Genomic DNA, 16,696 nt, shown 5'->3' with positions numbered 1-16,696 from the left:
GCCGCCGCCCTCGTATGACCGAACCCGCTCCCGCCCTGCCCCCACGCCTCTATCTTGCTTCCGCCAGCCCGCGGCGGCGCGAACTGCTGACGCAGATCGGCCTGGCCCACGAGGTCTTGCGCGTACCCGCCCCGCCCGGCGAAGACGAACCGCAGCATGCTGGCGAAAGCGCCGCCGACTACGTCCAGCGCACCGCCCGCGACAAGGCCCTGCGCGGCCGCGACTGGATGCGCGACCAGGCCCTGCCCGTCCTGCCGCTCCTGGCCGCCGACACCACCGTGATCCTTGACGGCCACGTGCTGGGCAAGCCCGTTGACCGCGACGACGCCATTCGTATTCTTGGCGCCTTGTCCGGCAGCACGCACCAGGTGCATACCGCCGTCGCCCTCTGGACGGGCGATCGCCTGCTCGAAGCGGTGTCCATCACCCATGTCTGGATGCGCGCGCTGACAGCGGACGAAATCGGCCGCTACTGCGACAGCGGCGAACCCTTCGGCAAGGCCGGCGCCTATGGCATCCAGGGCCTGGCCGGCACCTTCATCTCGCGCATCGACGGCAGCTACACGGGCGTGATGGGCCTGCCGCTGTTCGAAACCGCCAATCTGTTGCGCAGCGCCGCGATCCAGATTCCCTGACGCGTGGCAGCATGATAAAAGGCCCCCAAGCCTGTCGGCTTGGGGGCCTTTTGTCGAGCGGCTGCTCAGCCGTCGCATCCAACGGCATGAGGCAATCGGTCGCGGTGCTCAACCCTGCAAGGTCGACACGCGTGCAATCGCTTGCGGGTCCGCCGCGGGCCCCGCGCCTTCCAGCGCGGCATGCAGCTTGTCCTTGTCCAGCTCACCTTCCCAACGTGCCACCACCACGGCCGCCGTAGCGTTGCCGACCAGGTTGGTCAGCGCACGGCATTCGGACATGAAGCGGTCCACGCCCAGTATCAGGGCCATGCCGGCCACCGGCACCGTCGGCACCACCGACAGCGTTGCAGCCAGCGTGATGAAGCCCGCGCCGGTCACGCCAGCCGCGCCCTTCGAGCTCAGCATCGCCACCAGCAGCAGCAGGATCTGGTCGCCCAGCGACAGCGGAATGTCGCAAGCCTGGGCGATGAACAGGGCCGCCATCGTCATGTAGATGTTGGTGCCATCCAGGTTGAACGAGTACCCGGTCGGCACGACCAGACCCACCACCGACTTCGAACACCCGGCACGTTCCATCTTCTGCATCAGGGTCGGCAGCGCGGCTTCCGACGAGCTCGTGCCCAGCACCAGCAGCAGTTCTTCGCGGATGTAGCGCACCAGCTTCAGAATCGAAAAGCCGTTGTAGCGAGCCACCATGCCCAGGACAACGACCACGAACAGCACGGCCGTGGCGTAGAACGTGCCCACCAGCATCGCCAGGTTGACGATGGACTTGATACCGTATTTGCCGATGGTGAACGCCATGGCCCCGAAAGCGCCGATGGGCGCCGCCTTCATCAGGATGGCAACCAGCTTGAAGATGGGCTGGGCCAGCGCCGTCAGGAAATCCAGCACCGGCTTGCCCCGTTCGCCGACCTGCGCCAGCGCGATGCCGAACAGCACGGCCACGAACAGCACTTGCAGGATGTCGCCGCCGACGAAGGGGCTGAAGATCGTGGTGGGAATCACGTTCAGCAAGAAGCCCGTGATCGTGGAATCATGCGCCTTGGCGACGTATCCCGACACCGCCTTCTGGTCCAGCGTGGCGGGATTGATGTGCATGCCGGCGCCCGGCTGCACGATGTGGCTCACCACCATGCCCACGATGAGGGCCAGGGTCGAGAACACCAGGAAGTACAGCATGGCCTTGCCCGCCACGCGGCCGACCTTCTTCAGGTCGCTCATTGCGGCGATACCGGTGGCGACCGTCAGGAAGATCACGGGCGCGATGATCATCTTGACCAGCTTGATGAACCCGTCGCCCAGCGGCTGCATCGACTCGCCGAGTTCCGGCTTGAAGTAGCCCAGCAAAATGCCGATCGCGATCGCGAAAAGCACCTGCACGTACAGGATTTGATAGAACTTGAGCTTGCGCGCAGGCGCGACTTGATCTACTTCGATCATTGGGATTTGTCCCCACCAGGGGCCCCGAACGCATTGCGATGCGACGCAACGGACGCCGGGGCGTTTTCTCTTTTGAAGCCTTGCGTATCTCCGCAGGCCATTTCACCCGGGTGCGCAATGCCGCCAGGCTTACTGGGGTATATGCAAATGCCGTGCCAACCGACGGCAAGGCCGCATCCGCCCCTAAACACTTGATTTTGCTTATCTTCTTATCGCGTCCGAGATCGCAGCGCGTTATAGTTGGCGAAATTCCACACATAAAGCAGATAAAATGTGCGGAAAGCCACACAAACCTATGCCCCCCGCCCCCTCATCACCCAAGACGTCCGCTCAGGCGCTACCGGACAGCCCGCCCAAGGCCGACGCGCCCTTGGCCGCCAAGCCGCGCGGCATTGCCTGGCCTTGGGTCCTTCTGATCCTGCTTGCGGTGGGCATCGCGCTGGGCGCCCTGCACGCCGCCAGCCAATGGGCGCGAGAAGGGGCGCTGAAGGAGGCCGCGCTGCAAGCTCGCGGGGCCGGCCAGATCAACGCCGCCCTCCTGCGCAACAATCTGGACAAATTCCGCGCCCTGCCATTCGTGCTGACCCGAGATGTCGACCTGCGCGCCACGCTGCAGAACCCCACCGTCGCCCAGATCGAATCACTGGACGAAAAGCTCGATACGCTGAGCCGGGGCGTCGGCGCCTCGGCCATCTACGTGCTGGATACCAGCGGCTACGCCATCGCCGCCAGCAACTGGCGCGAGCCGGCAACCTTCGTCGGCGTCGACTACCAATTCCGGCCCTATTTCAAGGGCGCGGTCGCGCATGGCTCGGCGGAGCATTTCGCGTTGGGCACGATCAGCCACGAAGCCGGGCTGTACTTGTCGCGACGGGTGGACGGTGCCAATGGCGTCATGCTGGGCGTGGTGGTGCTGAAGGTCGATTTCCGCGACCTTGAAGCCGATTGGCGGCAATCGAACGCGCCGATTTTCGTGACCGACGAGCACGGCGTCGTACTGCTGGGCAGCCTGGCCGACTGGCGTTTCCGCGTGTTGTCGCCGTTGGCGCCTGATCTGGCGCAAACGCTGCGCACCAGCCTGCAGTTCGGCGACGCGATGTTCCAGCCGTTGCCGCTGCGTCCGCCGCTGAAAACCATCAACGGCGGACAATTGGTGCACACCGATGAAGCCCTGCCCCAGATCGCCGCGGGCGCGCCCCTGCTACACACCACGCTGCCCATTGTCGAGTCGCCGGGTTGGACACTGCATCTGCTGTCGCCCGTGCAGTCAGCCATGAACCGCGCGACCGCCAACGCCCAGCTTGGCGCCCTCCTCGCCATGGCGGTGCTGTCGGCGGTGATAGGCATCGTCCTATTCCGTCGCCATCGCAACCGCGAGCGCACCGCGCAGCAGGCGGCAGTGCGCCAACAACTGGCCGCGCAGGTCGAAGAACGCACCGCCCAATTGCGCGAAGTGAACCAACAGTTGTTGACGCAGATGGACGAACGCCAACGCACCGAAGCGCGGCTGCACACCATGCAGGACGAACTCGTGCAGGCCAGCAAGCTGGCATTGCTCGGCCAGGTCGCCGCCGGCGTCGCGCACGAAGTCAACCAGCCGGTTGCCGCCATTCGCGCCTATGCCGACAATGCCGCCGAATTTCTGCGCCGCCGCGACACGGCCTGCGTGGCAGAAAACCTGAGCACCATCGCGTCCTTGACCGAGCGTATCGGCCACATCACCGGGGAACTGCGCGCATTTTCGCGCAAGGCGGGCGCCTCGGTAGGCCCCACCAGCCTCAAAGAGGCCTTGGACGGGGCGTTGTTGCTGGTCGGTCCGCGCGCCAGGCGCCAGGGGGTGACGCTGCAACGTCCGCCGGCGGAACCTGACTATCGAGTCCAGGCCAACCGCATCCGGCTCGAACAGGTCCTGGTGAACCTGTTGCAAAACGGCATGGACGCGCTGGAAGGCCAAGCCGATGGCCGCATCATCATCGCCCTGCAGGACATGGGCGCCTCGGTACAACTGTTCGTCAATGACAACGGCCCGGGTTTGTCACCTGAAGCCAGTGCGCGCCTGTTCACCCCCTTTCATACGACCAAGGCCGAAGGCCTCGGATTGGGCTTGGTCATTTCGCGGGACATCGTTGCCGAATTCGGCGGCGACCTGCAAGCCGCTCATCCCGGAGACGCCATTTTCCCCGCGCCCCACGGCCCCGGCCGCGGCGCGATGTTCACGCTCACGCTGCGCAAGTCGCCGCCTACTATCCATGACCCGCGCCCCTGATACTTCTCTCCAGCCCGCGCCCGAGCGCGACGATTCGGCGCCCGGTACTCCCTGCGCCGTTACGTCCTCGGCCCGCATGCCGACTGGCAGCCCTTCAATCGGTTCCACCGGGAACCCGGACAAGCCACTGACGCCTCGCGTGGCATTCATCGACGACGACGAAGACCTTCGGCGCGCCAATGTCCAGACCCTCAAGCTGCAAGGCATCGCAGTTGAACCGCACGCCAGCGCACGCAGCGCGCTGCCGACCCTTAACCGCGACTTCGACGGCGTAGTGGTCACGGACATCCGCATGCCGGATATCGACGGCCTGCAACTATTCCAACGCCTGCGCACCATCGATCCGGAAATTCCCGTCATTCTCATCACCGGCCATGGCGACATCGCCACCGCCGTGCAATGCATGCGCGATGGCGCGTACGATTTCCTGGCCAAGCCTTACCCGCCCGACCGCCTGGTCACGGCGATTATGCATGCCGCCGAAAAGCGCCACCTGGTGTTGGAGAATCGGCGCTTGCGAGAGGCGGCTTTTGCCGTGGAGGCCGATGAAGTGCCATTCATTGGCACCACTCCTGCCATGCAGCGTATCAAGCAGACGCTGCGCCACATCGCCGACGCCGACGTGGACGTGCTGGTAGAAGGTGAAACCGGTACCGGCAAGGAAGTCGTTGCCACGGCCTTGCACCGCTTGAGCCGCCGGCGCCATCATGCGTTGGTGGCCATCAATTGCGGGGCCCTGCCCGAAAGCGTGATCGAAAGCGAGCTGTTCGGCCATGAAGCCGGTGCGTTCACAGGCGCGCAAAAGCGGCGTATCGGCCGCATCGAGCATGCCAGTGGCGGTACGCTGTTCCTGGACGAAATCGAAAGCATGCCGCTGGCCGTGCAGGTCAAGCTGCTGCGCGTGCTGGAGTCGCGTCAGATCACCCCACTGGGCAGCAACGAGGTTCGCAACCTGGATTTGCGTGTGGTCGCCGCCACCAAGGAAGATCTCGGCAGTCCAGCCATCCGCGCCAAATTCCGCGAAGACCTGTTCTACCGCTTGAACGTCGTCACCATCCGCATTCCGCCGCTGCGCGAACGCCGCGAAGACATTCCTCTGCTGTTCGCCCACTACCTCGGCCATGCATCGCGCCGCTTCCAGCGCGATATCCCCGATATGCCGGCCGACATCAAGCACCACCTCTTGACCCACGACTGGCCAGGCAATGTCCGTGAACTGGCCCACTTTGCCGAACGTTTCGTGCTGGGCGTGCTCAATACCCCGGCCGTTGCGGCGCCCGCCGAAGTCTCGGGTCCAGGTTCGCTACCCGAAAAGATGGAACGCTTCGAAGCCCAGCTCATCCGCGAAGCGCTCACTGCCCACCAAGGCGACGTGCGTGCCACGCTCGAAACGTTGGGCATTCCCCGCAAGACGTTCTACGACAAGCTCCAGCGTCACGGCATCGACCGGCAAGACTACACAGGCACGCCGCAGGCCTGACAGCGAGGCACCGAGCCCAAACAAAAGCCCCTGGTCGGCGCAGCCGCCCAGGGGCTTTTATCTTGTCAAAACCGTGGCCAGTCAAAACCGTAGCCACAAAGACAAAACCCCACAGGCGAGAGCCTATGGGGTTTTGCGGAATAAAAGCCTGACGATGACCTACTTTCACAGACGTCCGTCCACTATCATCGGCGCAAAGGCGTTTCACTGTCCTGTTCGGGATGGGAAGGAGTGGTACCACCTTGCTATGGTCGTCAGGCGTAACTGGTTGAGTGGTTGCTTTGAGGGCAACAACTCCAATCTTGGAAGAAGCGCAACGTGTGGGTGATCAGAGACTCGCTCGATGATCACGCACAGTGGGGTGTAATTGGTGTTGGCTGGCTGCTGACGGTGCAGCCAGATTTTGTATTGAACGACACTTGGAACGCTATATCACCAGGTCATAACCATCAGTGTTATAGGATCAAGCCTCACGAGCAATTAGTATCGGTTAGCTTAACGCATTACTGCGCTTCCACACCCGACCTATCAACGTCCTGGTCTCGAACGACTCTTCAGGGGGATCAAGTCCCCGGGATACCTAATCTTCAGACGAGTTTCCCGCTTAGATGCCTTCAGCGGTTATCTCTTCCGTACTTAGCTACCCGGCAATGCCATTGGCATGACAACCGGTACACCAGAGGTACGTCCACTCCGGTCCTCTCGTACTAGGAGCAGGCTCCGTCAAGTATCCAACGCCCACGGCAGATAGGGACCAAACTGTCTCACGACGTTTTAAACCCAGCTCACGTACCTCTTTAAATGGCGAACAGCCATACCCTTGGGACCGGCTACAGCCCCAGGATGAGATGAGCCGACATCGAGGTGCCAAACACCGCCGTCGATATGAACTCTTGGGCGGTATCAGCCTGTTATCCCCAGAGTACCTTTTATCCGTTGAGCGATGGCCCTTCCATTCAGAACCACCGGATCACTATGTCCTGCTTTCGCACCTGTTCGACTTGTCAGTCTCACAGTCAAGCACGCTTATGCCATTGCACTATCAGCACGATTTCCGACCGTACCTAGCGTACCTTCGAACTCCTCCGTTACACTTTGGGAGGAGACCGCCCCAGTCAAACTGCCCACCATGCACTGTCCCCGATCCGGATAACGGACCAAGGTTAGAACCGCAAACAAACCAGGGTGGTATTTCAAGGATGGCTCCACGTGATCTAGCGACCACGCTTCAAAGCCTCCCACCTATCCTACACAGGCCGGTTCACAGTCCAATGCAAAGCTACAGTAAAGGTTCATGGGGTCTTTCCGTCTAGCCGCGGGTAGATTGCATCATCACAAACACTTCAACTTCGCTGAGTCTCAGGAGGAGACAGTGTGGCCATCGTTACGCCATTCGTGCAGGTCGGAACTTACCCGACAAGGAATTTCGCTACCTTAGGACCGTTATAGTTACGGCCGCCGTTTACCGGGGCTTCGATCAAGAGCTTGCACCCCATCACTTAACCTTCCGGCACCGGGCAGGCGTCACACCCTATACGTCGACTTTCGTCTTTGCAGAGTGCTGTGTTTTTAATAAACAGTCGCAGCCACCGATTCTCTGCGACCCCATCATGCTAAGCGCGCAGGCGCTTCACACTACCGGGGTATACCTTCTCCCGAAGTTACGGTATCAATTTGCCGAGTTCCTTCTCCTGAGTTCTCTCAAGCGCCTTGGAATATTCATCCCGTCCACCTGTGTCGGTTTGCGGTACGGTCTCGTACAGCTGAAGCTTAGAGGCTTTTCTTGGAACCACTTCCAATCACTTCGCAAGCAATGCTCGCTCGTGCCATACCCTTGATTTACGCGCCCGGATTTGCCTAAGCGCCATCTTCGATACAGCAACAGGGACATCCAACACCCTGATGATCTTCCGCGATCCGTCCCCCCATCGCACTGTACGACGGTACTGGAATATTAACCAGTTTCCCATCAGCTACGCATCTCTGCCTCGCCTTAGGGGCCGACTCACCCTGCGCCGATGAACGTTGCGCAGGAAACCTTGGACTTACGGCGAGGGGGCTTTTCACCCCCTTTATCGCTACTCATGTCAGCATTCGCACTTCTGATACCTCCAGCAGCCTTTACAAGCCACCTTCGCAGGCTTACAGAACGCTCTCCTACCGCGTGCACTAAAAGTGCACACCCGCAGCTTCGGTTTATCGCTTAGCCCCGTTACATCTTCCGCGCAGGACGACTCGATCAGTGAGCTATTACGCTTTCTTTAAAGGATGGCTGCTTCTAAGCCAACCTCCTGACTGTCTATGCCTTCCCACTTCGTTTCCCACTTAGCGATAATTCGGGACCTTAGCTGGCGGTCTGGGTTGTTTCCCTCTTGAGTCCGGACGTTAGCACCCGGTGCTCTGTCTCCCAAGCTGTACTTGCGGGTATTCGGAGTTTGCCATAGTTTGGTAAGTCGCCATGACCCCCTAGCTATAACAGTGCTCTACCCCCCGCAGTAATACTTGAGGCACTACCTAAATAGTTTTCGGAGAGAACCAGCTATTTCCAGATTTGTTTAGCCTTTCACCCCTATCCACAGCTCATCCCCTAATTTTTCAACATTAGTGGGTTCGGTCCTCCAGCACGTGTTACCGTGCCTTCAACCTGGCCATGGATAGATCATCTGGTTTCGGGTCTACACCCAGCGACTGAATCGCCCTATTCGGACTCGCTTTCGCTACGGCTTCCCTATTCGGTTAACCTTGCCACTGAATGTAAGTCGCTGACCCATTATACAAAAGGTACGCAGTCACCCCACAAGGAGGCTCCTACTGTTTGTATGCATACGGTTTCAGGATCTATTTCACTCCCCTTCCGGGGTTCTTTTCGCCTTTCCCTCACGGTACTGGTTCACTATCGGTCGATCACGAGTATTTAGCCTTGGAGGATGGTCCCCCCATCTTCAAACAGGATTTCACGTGTCCCGCCCTACTTTTCTTACGCTTAGTTCCACACACAAAATTTCATCTACAGGGCTATCACCTGCTACGGCGGGGCTTTCCATCCCCTTCGATTATCTTGCATGCTAAAACGTAAAGGCTCTTCCGATTTCGCTCGCCACTACTTTCGGAATCTCGGTTGATTTCTTTTCCTCGAGCTACTGAGATGTTTCAGTTCACCCGGTTCGCTTCCACTAGCCTATGTATTCAGCTAGGGATACTGCATTGCTGCAGTGGGTTTCCCCATTCGGACATCTACGGATCAAAGCTTGTTTGCCAGCTCCCCGTAGCTTTTCGCAGGCTACTACGTCCTTCATCGCCTGTGATCGCCAAGGCATCCACCATATGCACTTAGTCGCTTGATCCTATAACGCTGTAGGCTATAGGACCTGAGTATTAGCGTTTGTGCCGTTCATAAGTTTCAAAGCAGTCTGAAGTTATTCACTTCAGTCTTGAGAACTTGGAACAAAATAATGCAATCACAACCCGTACTTATCTTCATCGACTTGCGCCGAGTACTTGATAAGTACATTTCGTTGTGCTTCTTCCAGATTGTTAAAGAACGAATATAGCTGTCAGGTAAAACCTAACTCATAAGACCGTCGATTTATTCAATCACGATGCTATGAGTTAGCCTCTACACGTCACCACCAGGTGACTGCTTGAGAATCAATGGTGGAGGTGAACGGGATCGAACCGATGACATCCTGCTTGCAAAGCAGGCGCTCTCCCAGCTGAGCTACACCCCCATATTCAACGCCTGGCGTCAAATACTTGGTGGGTCTGGTTGGATTCGAACCAACGACCCCCGCCTTATCAAGACGGTGCTCTAACCGACTGAGCTACAGACCCAAAACCTTCTCGGATCAGTAGTCAGGATGCCATGGACACAGGGAGGAATCCCTCTACCCAAGCCCACAACCGATCCCAGCTATATATCAAACAACCGATAAGAGTGGACGCTTAACACGAGCACTTAAGCTCTGAAAGGAGGTGATCCAGCCGCACCTTCCGATACGGCTACCTTGTTACGACTTCACCCCAGTCATGAATCCTACCGTGGTAATCGCCCCCCTTGCGGTTAGGCTAACTACTTCTGGTAAAACCCACTCCCATGGTGTGACGGGCGGTGTGTACAAGACCCGGGAACGTATTCACCGCGACATGCTGATCCGCGATTACTAGCGATTCCGACTTCACGCAGTCGAGTTGCAGACTGCGATCCGGACTACGATCGGGTTTCTGGGATTGGCTCCCCCTCGCGGGTTGGCGACCCTCTGTCCCGACCATTGTATGACGTGTGAAGCCCTACCCATAAGGGCCATGAGGACTTGACGTCATCCCCACCTTCCTCCGGTTTGTCACCGGCAGTCTCATTAGAGTGCCCTTTCGTAGCAACTAATGACAAGGGTTGCGCTCGTTGCGGGACTTAACCCAACATCTCACGACACGAGCTGACGACAGCCATGCAGCACCTGTGTTCCGGTTCTCTTGCGAGCACTTCCAAATCTCTTCGGAATTCCAGACATGTCAAGGGTAGGTAAGGTTTTTCGCGTTGCATCGAATTAATCCACATCATCCACCGCTTGTGCGGGTCCCCGTCAATTCCTTTGAGTTTTAATCTTGCGACCGTACTCCCCAGGCGGTCAACTTCACGCGTTAGCTGCGCTACCAAGGCCCGAAGGCCCCAACAGCTAGTTGACATCGTTTAGGGCGTGGACTACCAGGGTATCTAATCCTGTTTGCTCCCCACGCTTTCGTGCATGAGCGTCAGTGTTATCCCAGGAGGCTGCCTTCGCCATCGGTGTTCCTCCGCATATCTACGCATTTCACTGCTACACGCGGAATTCCACCTCCCTCTGACACACTCTAGCTCGGTAGTTAAAAATGCAGTTCCAAAGTTAAGCTCTGGGATTTCACATCTTTCTTTCCGAACCGCCTGCGCACGCTTTACGCCCAGTAATTCCGATTAACGCTTGCACCCTACGTATTACCGCGGCTGCTGGCACGTAGTTAGCCGGTGCTTATTCTGCAGGTACCGTCAGTTTCACGGGGTATTAGCCCATGACGTTTCTTTCCTGCCAAAAGTGCTTTACAACCCGAAGGCCTTCATCGCACACGCGGGATGGCTGGATCAGGGTTTCCCCCATTGTCCAAAATTCCCCACTGCTGCCTCCCGTAGGAGTCTGGGCCGTGTCTCAGTCCCAGTGTGGCTGGTCGTCCTCTCAAACCAGCTACGGATCGTCGCCTTGGTGAGCCGTTACCCCACCAACTAGCTAATCCGATATCGGCCGCTCCAATAGTGCAAGGTCTTGCGATCCCCTGCTTTCCCCCGTAGGGCGTATGCGGTATTAGCTACGCTTTCGCGTAGTTATCCCCCGCTACTGGGCACGTTCCGATACATTACTCACCCGTTCGCCACTCGCCACCAGACCGAAGTCCGTGCTGCCGTTCGACTTGCATGTGTAAGGCATCCCGCTAGCGTTCAATCTGAGCCAGGATCAAACTCTTCAGTTTAATCTCTGTATTTGTTCGTATTTCTTAACCCCCGAAAGGGTCGAGTCATACGTCGCTACTCAAAGGAAGTGAGGTATGTTCTTAAACTTGACGTCTAAGGTACTTCACTTCTAGTGAGCACTTGATTTCATTGTGCTTGTGACCGAAGTCACTCTGCACTCGCATCAAGCGCCCACACTTATCGGTTGTTTAATTGTTAAAGAGCGGTACTGCTAAATTCTGTACTACATTTACTTCTTACTGCTATCTGCCCGTCAACTTCGGCTAACTTCGCTTTCGCGTCGTCGCTGTCGTTGCAGCAGAGAAACGAGATTATGAAGAAGTTTTTATCGTTTGTCAAGTCAGCTTCGTTTTCGTTTTAACGCAAACTCACTGCCTTGCTTTACGACCCCTTCAGGTCTCGCCCTAGCAGCTATCGAAACATCAGGGTTAACCCTAAATTTTCGGCAACTGCCAAGCCTGAAACTATAACACAACTTTTGCAGATTATGCAACCGGCTTTTGCCTAATTTGCACCCTATCTTGCAACCCCGCTATCCGGTGAATTCCTTCACTTTCCAGCAGCCCCGGGAAACCCCAGAGGTTGGCTACCGCTCAGTCGGCTAGCAACTTGATTCAGACCACCCTACCGGGTAAACCCTGATTCGCTGTCACCAGCCAAGCCCAAGACTATAGCACAACTTTTGCAGATTGTGCAACTGGCTTCTGCCTGATTTGCACCATCTTTTGCAAAACCCGCTGACTGCTGGTTCGAGAACCGTTGCCGGTTCATCGCCTTGGAGCCCTGCGGCAGATCTGTGTTGCCGAGGCATCCAGATCCGTTGCACTTGCTTGGCTTCGCGGTTCACAAAACTGCTTGAACTGCGAAGGAGCGAGACTATAGCACAGAATTTTGCGTTGTCACACGCAGGACGCAAAAAGCTTGATGAATTCCGCTTCGGGCGCCGCAGCAACCGCCCCGTCAGCCCACCAAGCCAGTCCGCCACGATGGGCCTCGAGCCTCTTTCGCGCTGGCTTGCCCCACACTTCCCCGTCCGCCACGCCTGCCGGCCCTGGCCGGCGGACGGCCTGGTTACCGCACAGGGCAGTCATCTGCGCACAGGACGGCAATCTATATATAGAGAGGCGAACTTGCGCTCATTTCGCTATCTATATAGATAGCTGAACTTGGCTCTATATAGATAGAGTTGAACCATCGACTTGCCTGGCCCATGGGTACGTTTACTATTCGCCTTGGCGCCGTGCCCGCGCCCTACACCACCGGAGAAGATGCCCCCATGCCCCCAACCATCGCGTCGAGCGAAGATATCCTGATCAACATCACGCCCTTCGAGACGCGCGTCGCGCTGGTCGAGCAGGGGTCGGTGCAGGAGCTGCACGTGGAACGCAGCATCCAGCGCGGGCACGTGGGCAATATCTATCTGGGACGGGTGGTCCGGGTATTGCCGGGCATGCAGAGCGCCTTCATCGATATCGGCCTGGAACGGGCTGCGTTCATCCATATTGCGGATCTGCGCGAGAACCGGGGCGAACGCAGCCAGGGCCTGACCCCGACGCCCATCGAGAAGTTGCTGTTCGAGGGCCAGACCATCATGGTCCAGGTGGTCAAGGACCCGCTGGGCACCAAGGGGGCCCGGCTGTCGACGCAGATCAGCATGGCCGGCCGCATGCTGGTGTATCTGCCGCATGACCCGCACATCGGCATCTCGCAGAAAATCGATTCGGAATCCGAGCGCATCCAGCTGCGCGAGCGCCTGCAGGCACTGATGCCCGCAGAGGAAAAAGGCGGCTTCATCGTGCGCACCCAGGCCGAGGGCGCCACGGACGATGAACTGACCGCCGACCTGGAATACCTGCGCAAGTTGTGGGCGAGCGTGCAGGCTGCCGCTCGGACGCACCCGGCGCCGACGCTGCTGCACCAGGACCTGACGCTGGCGCAACGCGTGCTGCGCGATATGGTGGGGCCGTCGACCGGCTCGATCCTGGTGGATTCGCGCACCACCACCGCGGCCATGCTGGAGTGGGCCCGCATCTATACACCATCAGTGGTGGACCGCATCCAGCATTACAGCGGCGAGCGCCCCCTGTTCGACACGGCCAATGTGGACGAAGAGATCGCTCGGGCGCTGTCGCGCCGGGTGGACCTGAAGTCGGGGGGCTACCTGATCATCGACCAGACCGAGGCGTTGACGACGGTGGATGTGAACACCGGCGGCTTCGTGGGCGGCCGCAATTTCGACGACACCATCTTCAAGACCAACCTGGAAGCGGCGCAGGCGATAGCCCGCCAGCTGCGGCTGCGCAATCTGGGCGGCATCGTGATCCTGGACTTCATCGACATGGAAGAGCAGGAGCACCGCGAAACCGTGCTGGCCGAATTGAAGAAGGCGCTGTCGCGCGACCGCACCCGCATGACGGTCAACGGCTTCACGCAGCTGGGCCTGGTGGAGATGACGCGCAAGCGCACCCGCGATTCGCTGGCGCATCAGTTGTGCGAGCCCTGCCCCATGTGCGAATCGCGTGGCAATGTGCGTACGCCGCGCACGGTCTGCTACGAGATCCTGCGTGAAATCCTGCGCGAGGCGCGGCAGTTCAATCCCAAGGAATTCCGCATCCTGGCATCTCAGGACGTGGTGGATCTGTTCCTGGAGGAAGAAAGCCAGCACCTGGCGATGCTGGGCGACTTCGTGGGCAAGCGGGTGTCGCTGGAAGTGGAGAGCACGTACACGCAAGAGAAATACGACATCATTCTGGTCTGACGCAGGGACGACGGCCGCCGCTCGCGGCCCGGTTTCGGGCCCGGAGCGAAACCTGAACCGAGGCCGCGAGCAAGCCCCGCGCAGCACACCGCCTTCGGGCGGTTTTCTTTTGGTTGCGGCTACCGGGAGCCGCATCCCGCGACGCTGCCGCCCGTGGATGGCGCACTATCAGTTAACACGCAAACTTTCACGTCAATGTGTGTGAAATTTGTATCCCTGCACTTCGATTGAAATGAAGTTTGAAACCCGTGGCGAGGCGAGCGTTGACCCGATAAGCTCGCCGGCGGCTGGGCTGGCTCGCCTTTTTTTTGGGCCACGCCCTTTCCTATGCTTTCGGAGAATCACCCCATGAAATCCCTATTCCGTCCGTTCGTTGCGCTGGCCCTCGCCTTGCCGCTGATGCTGGCCGCCTGCGGCAGCAAAGAACCCGAACAGCGCGCCGCGTTCATGCAGTTCCTGCAGACGCGTATCGTCGACAAGCCTGGCGTGCGCGTGCCCAAGCTGACGGACGAAGAGAAGAAGTCGTTCGGCGACTACGCCTCGCAATATGCGGTGATCACGGACTTCAACTCGGGCATGGACGCGTCGGTCAAGCCGATGGGTAACCTGATGCAGAAGGGCGCGGTGCGCTCGCTGAATGACGTGGTCGCCCGCCGCGATGACCTGAAGACGGTGCAGGCCGGCCTGAAAGACATGGGCGAAGCACTGACCAAGGAACAGGCCAAGGCGGATGCCGCTCGCGCCCAGCTCAAGCAGCCCGACGACCTGAAGGCGGTCTATGACAAGGCATACGAGAAGACGGTGACCCTGCCGGCCAATACGTTCCGCGAAGTGCTGCCGCAAATCACCGGCACGCTCGATAGCAGCCTGGCGATCGCCGACTACGTGGAGGCACACAAGTCGCAGATCGACCTGTCGGGTCCGGTAGCCCGCGTGCAGGATCCGACCGTGCAGGCCGAGCTGAACAAGCTGCTGCAGGAACTGACCGCCCAGGCGCAGAAGGTGCAGCAGGCGCAGACCCGCCTGCAAGCGGTGATGATGGGCAAGTAAGCCGCCCCCCGCCCTGCCTGACCGAAAGCCGCCTTGTGCGGCTTTCTTCTTTTACGCTGGGCCAGGCCGCCTACCCGGCGATGACGCGATTGCGGCCCGATTCCTTGGCGCGGTAGACCGCGGCATCGGCGGCTTCGACCAGCGAGGCGGCGTCGTCGCCTGGCTTGGGGATGCGGGTCGCCACGCCGATGCTGACCGTGACGATGCCGCCTTCATTGTCTTCGTGCTGGGCGCACAGGCCGACGACGGCCTGGCGGATCGTTTCGGCGATTTCCAGCGCTTGGGCCTGCGAGGTGTCAGGCAACAATGCGACGAATTCCTCGCCCCCATAGCGCGCGGCCAAGTCACGCGGGCGACGCGCCTTGCCCCTTAAGGTCAAGGCCAGGATCTTGAGCAGTTCATCGCCTTCCTGGTGGCCATAGCGATCGTTGTAGCGCTTGAAGCGATCAGCATCCAGGAACAGCAAGGACAGCGGCTTGCCTTCGCGAATGGCGCTCTGCCATTCGCGCTGCAGGGTTTCATCGAACGTGCGGCGATTGGCGATGCCGGTCAGGCCGTCGGTCTGGGCCTCTTTTTCGAGCTGGCTTTCGACTTCCATGCGCAAGCGCGTCTCGCGCCGGTACAGCACGATCTGGGCCATGACCGAGGCGAACAGCGCCAGCGTGATGGGAATGATCAACATGGCGCGCCGCACCCAGGGCTCGAGCACCTGATCGACCGCCATGGCGACGTCGATGATCAGCGGCGTACCCGGCACGCTGTCGAAGGTGTAGAGGCGATTGACGCCGTCGGGCGCCAGCACGCCGACAAACACGCCTTCGCGGCGGATCAGGAATTGCTGGAAATCCAGTTCCTGGCCGATGTCGGCGCCGAGATCATGCTTTGAATACGGCGTGCGCGCGATGACGGCGCCGTCGTTGCGGAAAATGGTGATGGCATCCTGAGGGCCGATGGATAGGCCGTCGAAGCGATCGCGGAAATACGCCAGCCGCAGGGATCCGGTGACCACGCCCGCGAAGCTGCCGTCCGCGTTGGACAGGCGGCGGCTGATGCCGATGCTTTCGTCGCCGCCTCGCAAGCGGCTGAGGTAGGGCCGGCTGATGTACATGCCGAGATCCGGGCTGTCGCGGTGGACCTGGAAGAAGTCGCGGTCGGAGAAATTGCCGCCAGGGGAGTCGAGGCTTTGGGAGTCGTACCGGACGTTGCCGTCCTTGTCGAGGATGAGGATCGTGCCCAGGTATTCCGCCGTCGCCGCACGATCGAACAAAAAGCGCTGCAAGGTGGCCCGCGGCAAGTCCTGGATGCCCGGTTCACGCAGACGCTCGATCACCCCTTGCAGCGACAGATCGTAGACGCGAATGGTGCGGCCGATGTCGGCGGACAGCACCTCGGTCAGGTTGCCCGCGGCGACGTAGGCCTGGTTCCAGCTGGTGCGCCGATCCATCCAGAGCAGCGCCACCGAGGCAGCACAGATGCCGATGGCGATCAGCCCCGCCAGCGCATACAGGCTGCGGTGTAGTAACCCATGGGACTTCAATACGGCGCTCCTTCGCGATCGCGGGGGGTG

Annotated in this window: 7 protein-coding genes, 2 tRNA genes and 3 rRNA genes; 5 read left to right on the top strand and 7 right to left on the bottom strand. The window is 59.6% G+C overall.

Going from position 1 to position 16,696, the window contains the following annotated elements; all coding sequences use genetic code 11:
* The first annotated feature begins 14 nt into the window (after positions 1 to 14).
* On the top strand, positions 15 to 635 hold the full coding sequence (locus tag ACUDP5_RS08975) for a Maf family protein (RefSeq protein ID WP_445658584.1): 621 nt from the start codon (positions 15 to 17) through the stop codon (positions 633 to 635).
* 108 nt (positions 636 to 743) lie between these two features.
* Here the strand turns inward: ACUDP5_RS08975 and ACUDP5_RS08970 are convergent, their stop codons facing one another.
* The gene (locus ACUDP5_RS08970; RefSeq protein ID WP_263913677.1) at positions 744 to 2,078 is read right to left on the bottom strand and encodes a dicarboxylate/amino acid:cation symporter; all 1,335 of its coding nucleotides are present in this window, start codon (positions 2,076 to 2,078) and stop codon (positions 744 to 746) included.
* Positions 2,079 to 2,373: 295 nt separating this feature from the next.
* On the opposite strand from ACUDP5_RS08970, the gene ACUDP5_RS08965 reads away from it, so the two are divergent.
* Together ACUDP5_RS08965 and ACUDP5_RS08960 are read left to right on the top strand one after the other, a co-directional pair.
* Entirely contained in the window at positions 2,374 to 4,344 is a 1,971-nt protein-coding gene (locus tag ACUDP5_RS08965) for a sensor histidine kinase (RefSeq protein WP_445658583.1), read from the top strand.
* Positions 4,345 to 4,420: 76 nt separating this feature from the next.
* On the top strand, positions 4,421 to 5,824 hold the full coding sequence (locus ACUDP5_RS08960; protein ID WP_263913826.1) for a sigma-54 dependent transcriptional regulator: 1,404 nt from the start codon (positions 4,421 to 4,423) through the stop codon (positions 5,822 to 5,824).
* A 146-nt stretch (positions 5,825 to 5,970) separates the two neighbouring features.
* Here ACUDP5_RS08960 and rrf read toward each other — a convergent pair.
* The 5 genes from rrf to ACUDP5_RS08935 all read right to left on the bottom strand — a co-directional run bounded on the left by rrf (position 5,971) and on the right by ACUDP5_RS08935 (position 11,320).
* A 5S ribosomal RNA gene (gene rrf, locus ACUDP5_RS08955) occupies positions 5,971 to 6,083 on the bottom strand.
* A gap of 200 nt (positions 6,084 to 6,283) precedes the next feature.
* A 23S ribosomal RNA gene (locus tag ACUDP5_RS08950) occupies positions 6,284 to 9,168 on the bottom strand.
* A gap of 308 nt (positions 9,169 to 9,476) precedes the next feature.
* A tRNA-Ala gene (locus ACUDP5_RS08945) sits at positions 9,477 to 9,552 on the bottom strand.
* Positions 9,553 to 9,578: 26 nt separating this feature from the next.
* A tRNA-Ile gene (locus tag ACUDP5_RS08940) sits at positions 9,579 to 9,655 on the bottom strand.
* Between the two features lie 134 nt (positions 9,656 to 9,789).
* Positions 9,790 to 11,320, bottom strand: a 16S ribosomal RNA gene (locus tag ACUDP5_RS08935).
* The 16S, 23S and 5S rRNA genes sit together here with 2 tRNA genes alongside, the layout of an rRNA operon.
* 1,277 nt (positions 11,321 to 12,597) lie before the next feature.
* Between ACUDP5_RS08935 and rng the strand changes: the two genes are divergently transcribed.
* Entirely contained in the window at positions 12,598 to 14,079 is a 1,482-nt protein-coding gene (rng, locus tag ACUDP5_RS08930) for a ribonuclease G (protein WP_263915567.1), read from the top strand.
* Positions 14,080 to 14,427: 348 nt separating this feature from the next.
* Positions 14,428 to 15,129 (top strand): DUF3053 domain-containing protein, encoded by a 702-nt coding sequence (locus tag ACUDP5_RS08925; protein WP_263915566.1) that lies wholly within the window; start codon positions 14,428 to 14,430, stop codon positions 15,127 to 15,129.
* Positions 15,130 to 15,199: 70 nt separating this feature from the next.
* Here the strand turns inward: ACUDP5_RS08925 and ACUDP5_RS08920 are convergent, their stop codons facing one another.
* The gene (locus ACUDP5_RS08920; protein ID WP_445658582.1) at positions 15,200 to 16,666 is read right to left on the bottom strand and encodes a sensor domain-containing diguanylate cyclase; all 1,467 of its coding nucleotides are present in this window, start codon (positions 16,664 to 16,666) and stop codon (positions 15,200 to 15,202) included.
* Positions 16,667 to 16,696 lie beyond the last annotated feature (30 nt).

It is taken from the genome of Achromobacter sp. NCFB-sbj8-Ac1-l (genome assembly GCF_052695805.1).
This window is presented reverse-complemented; position numbering and strand designations above follow the sequence as displayed.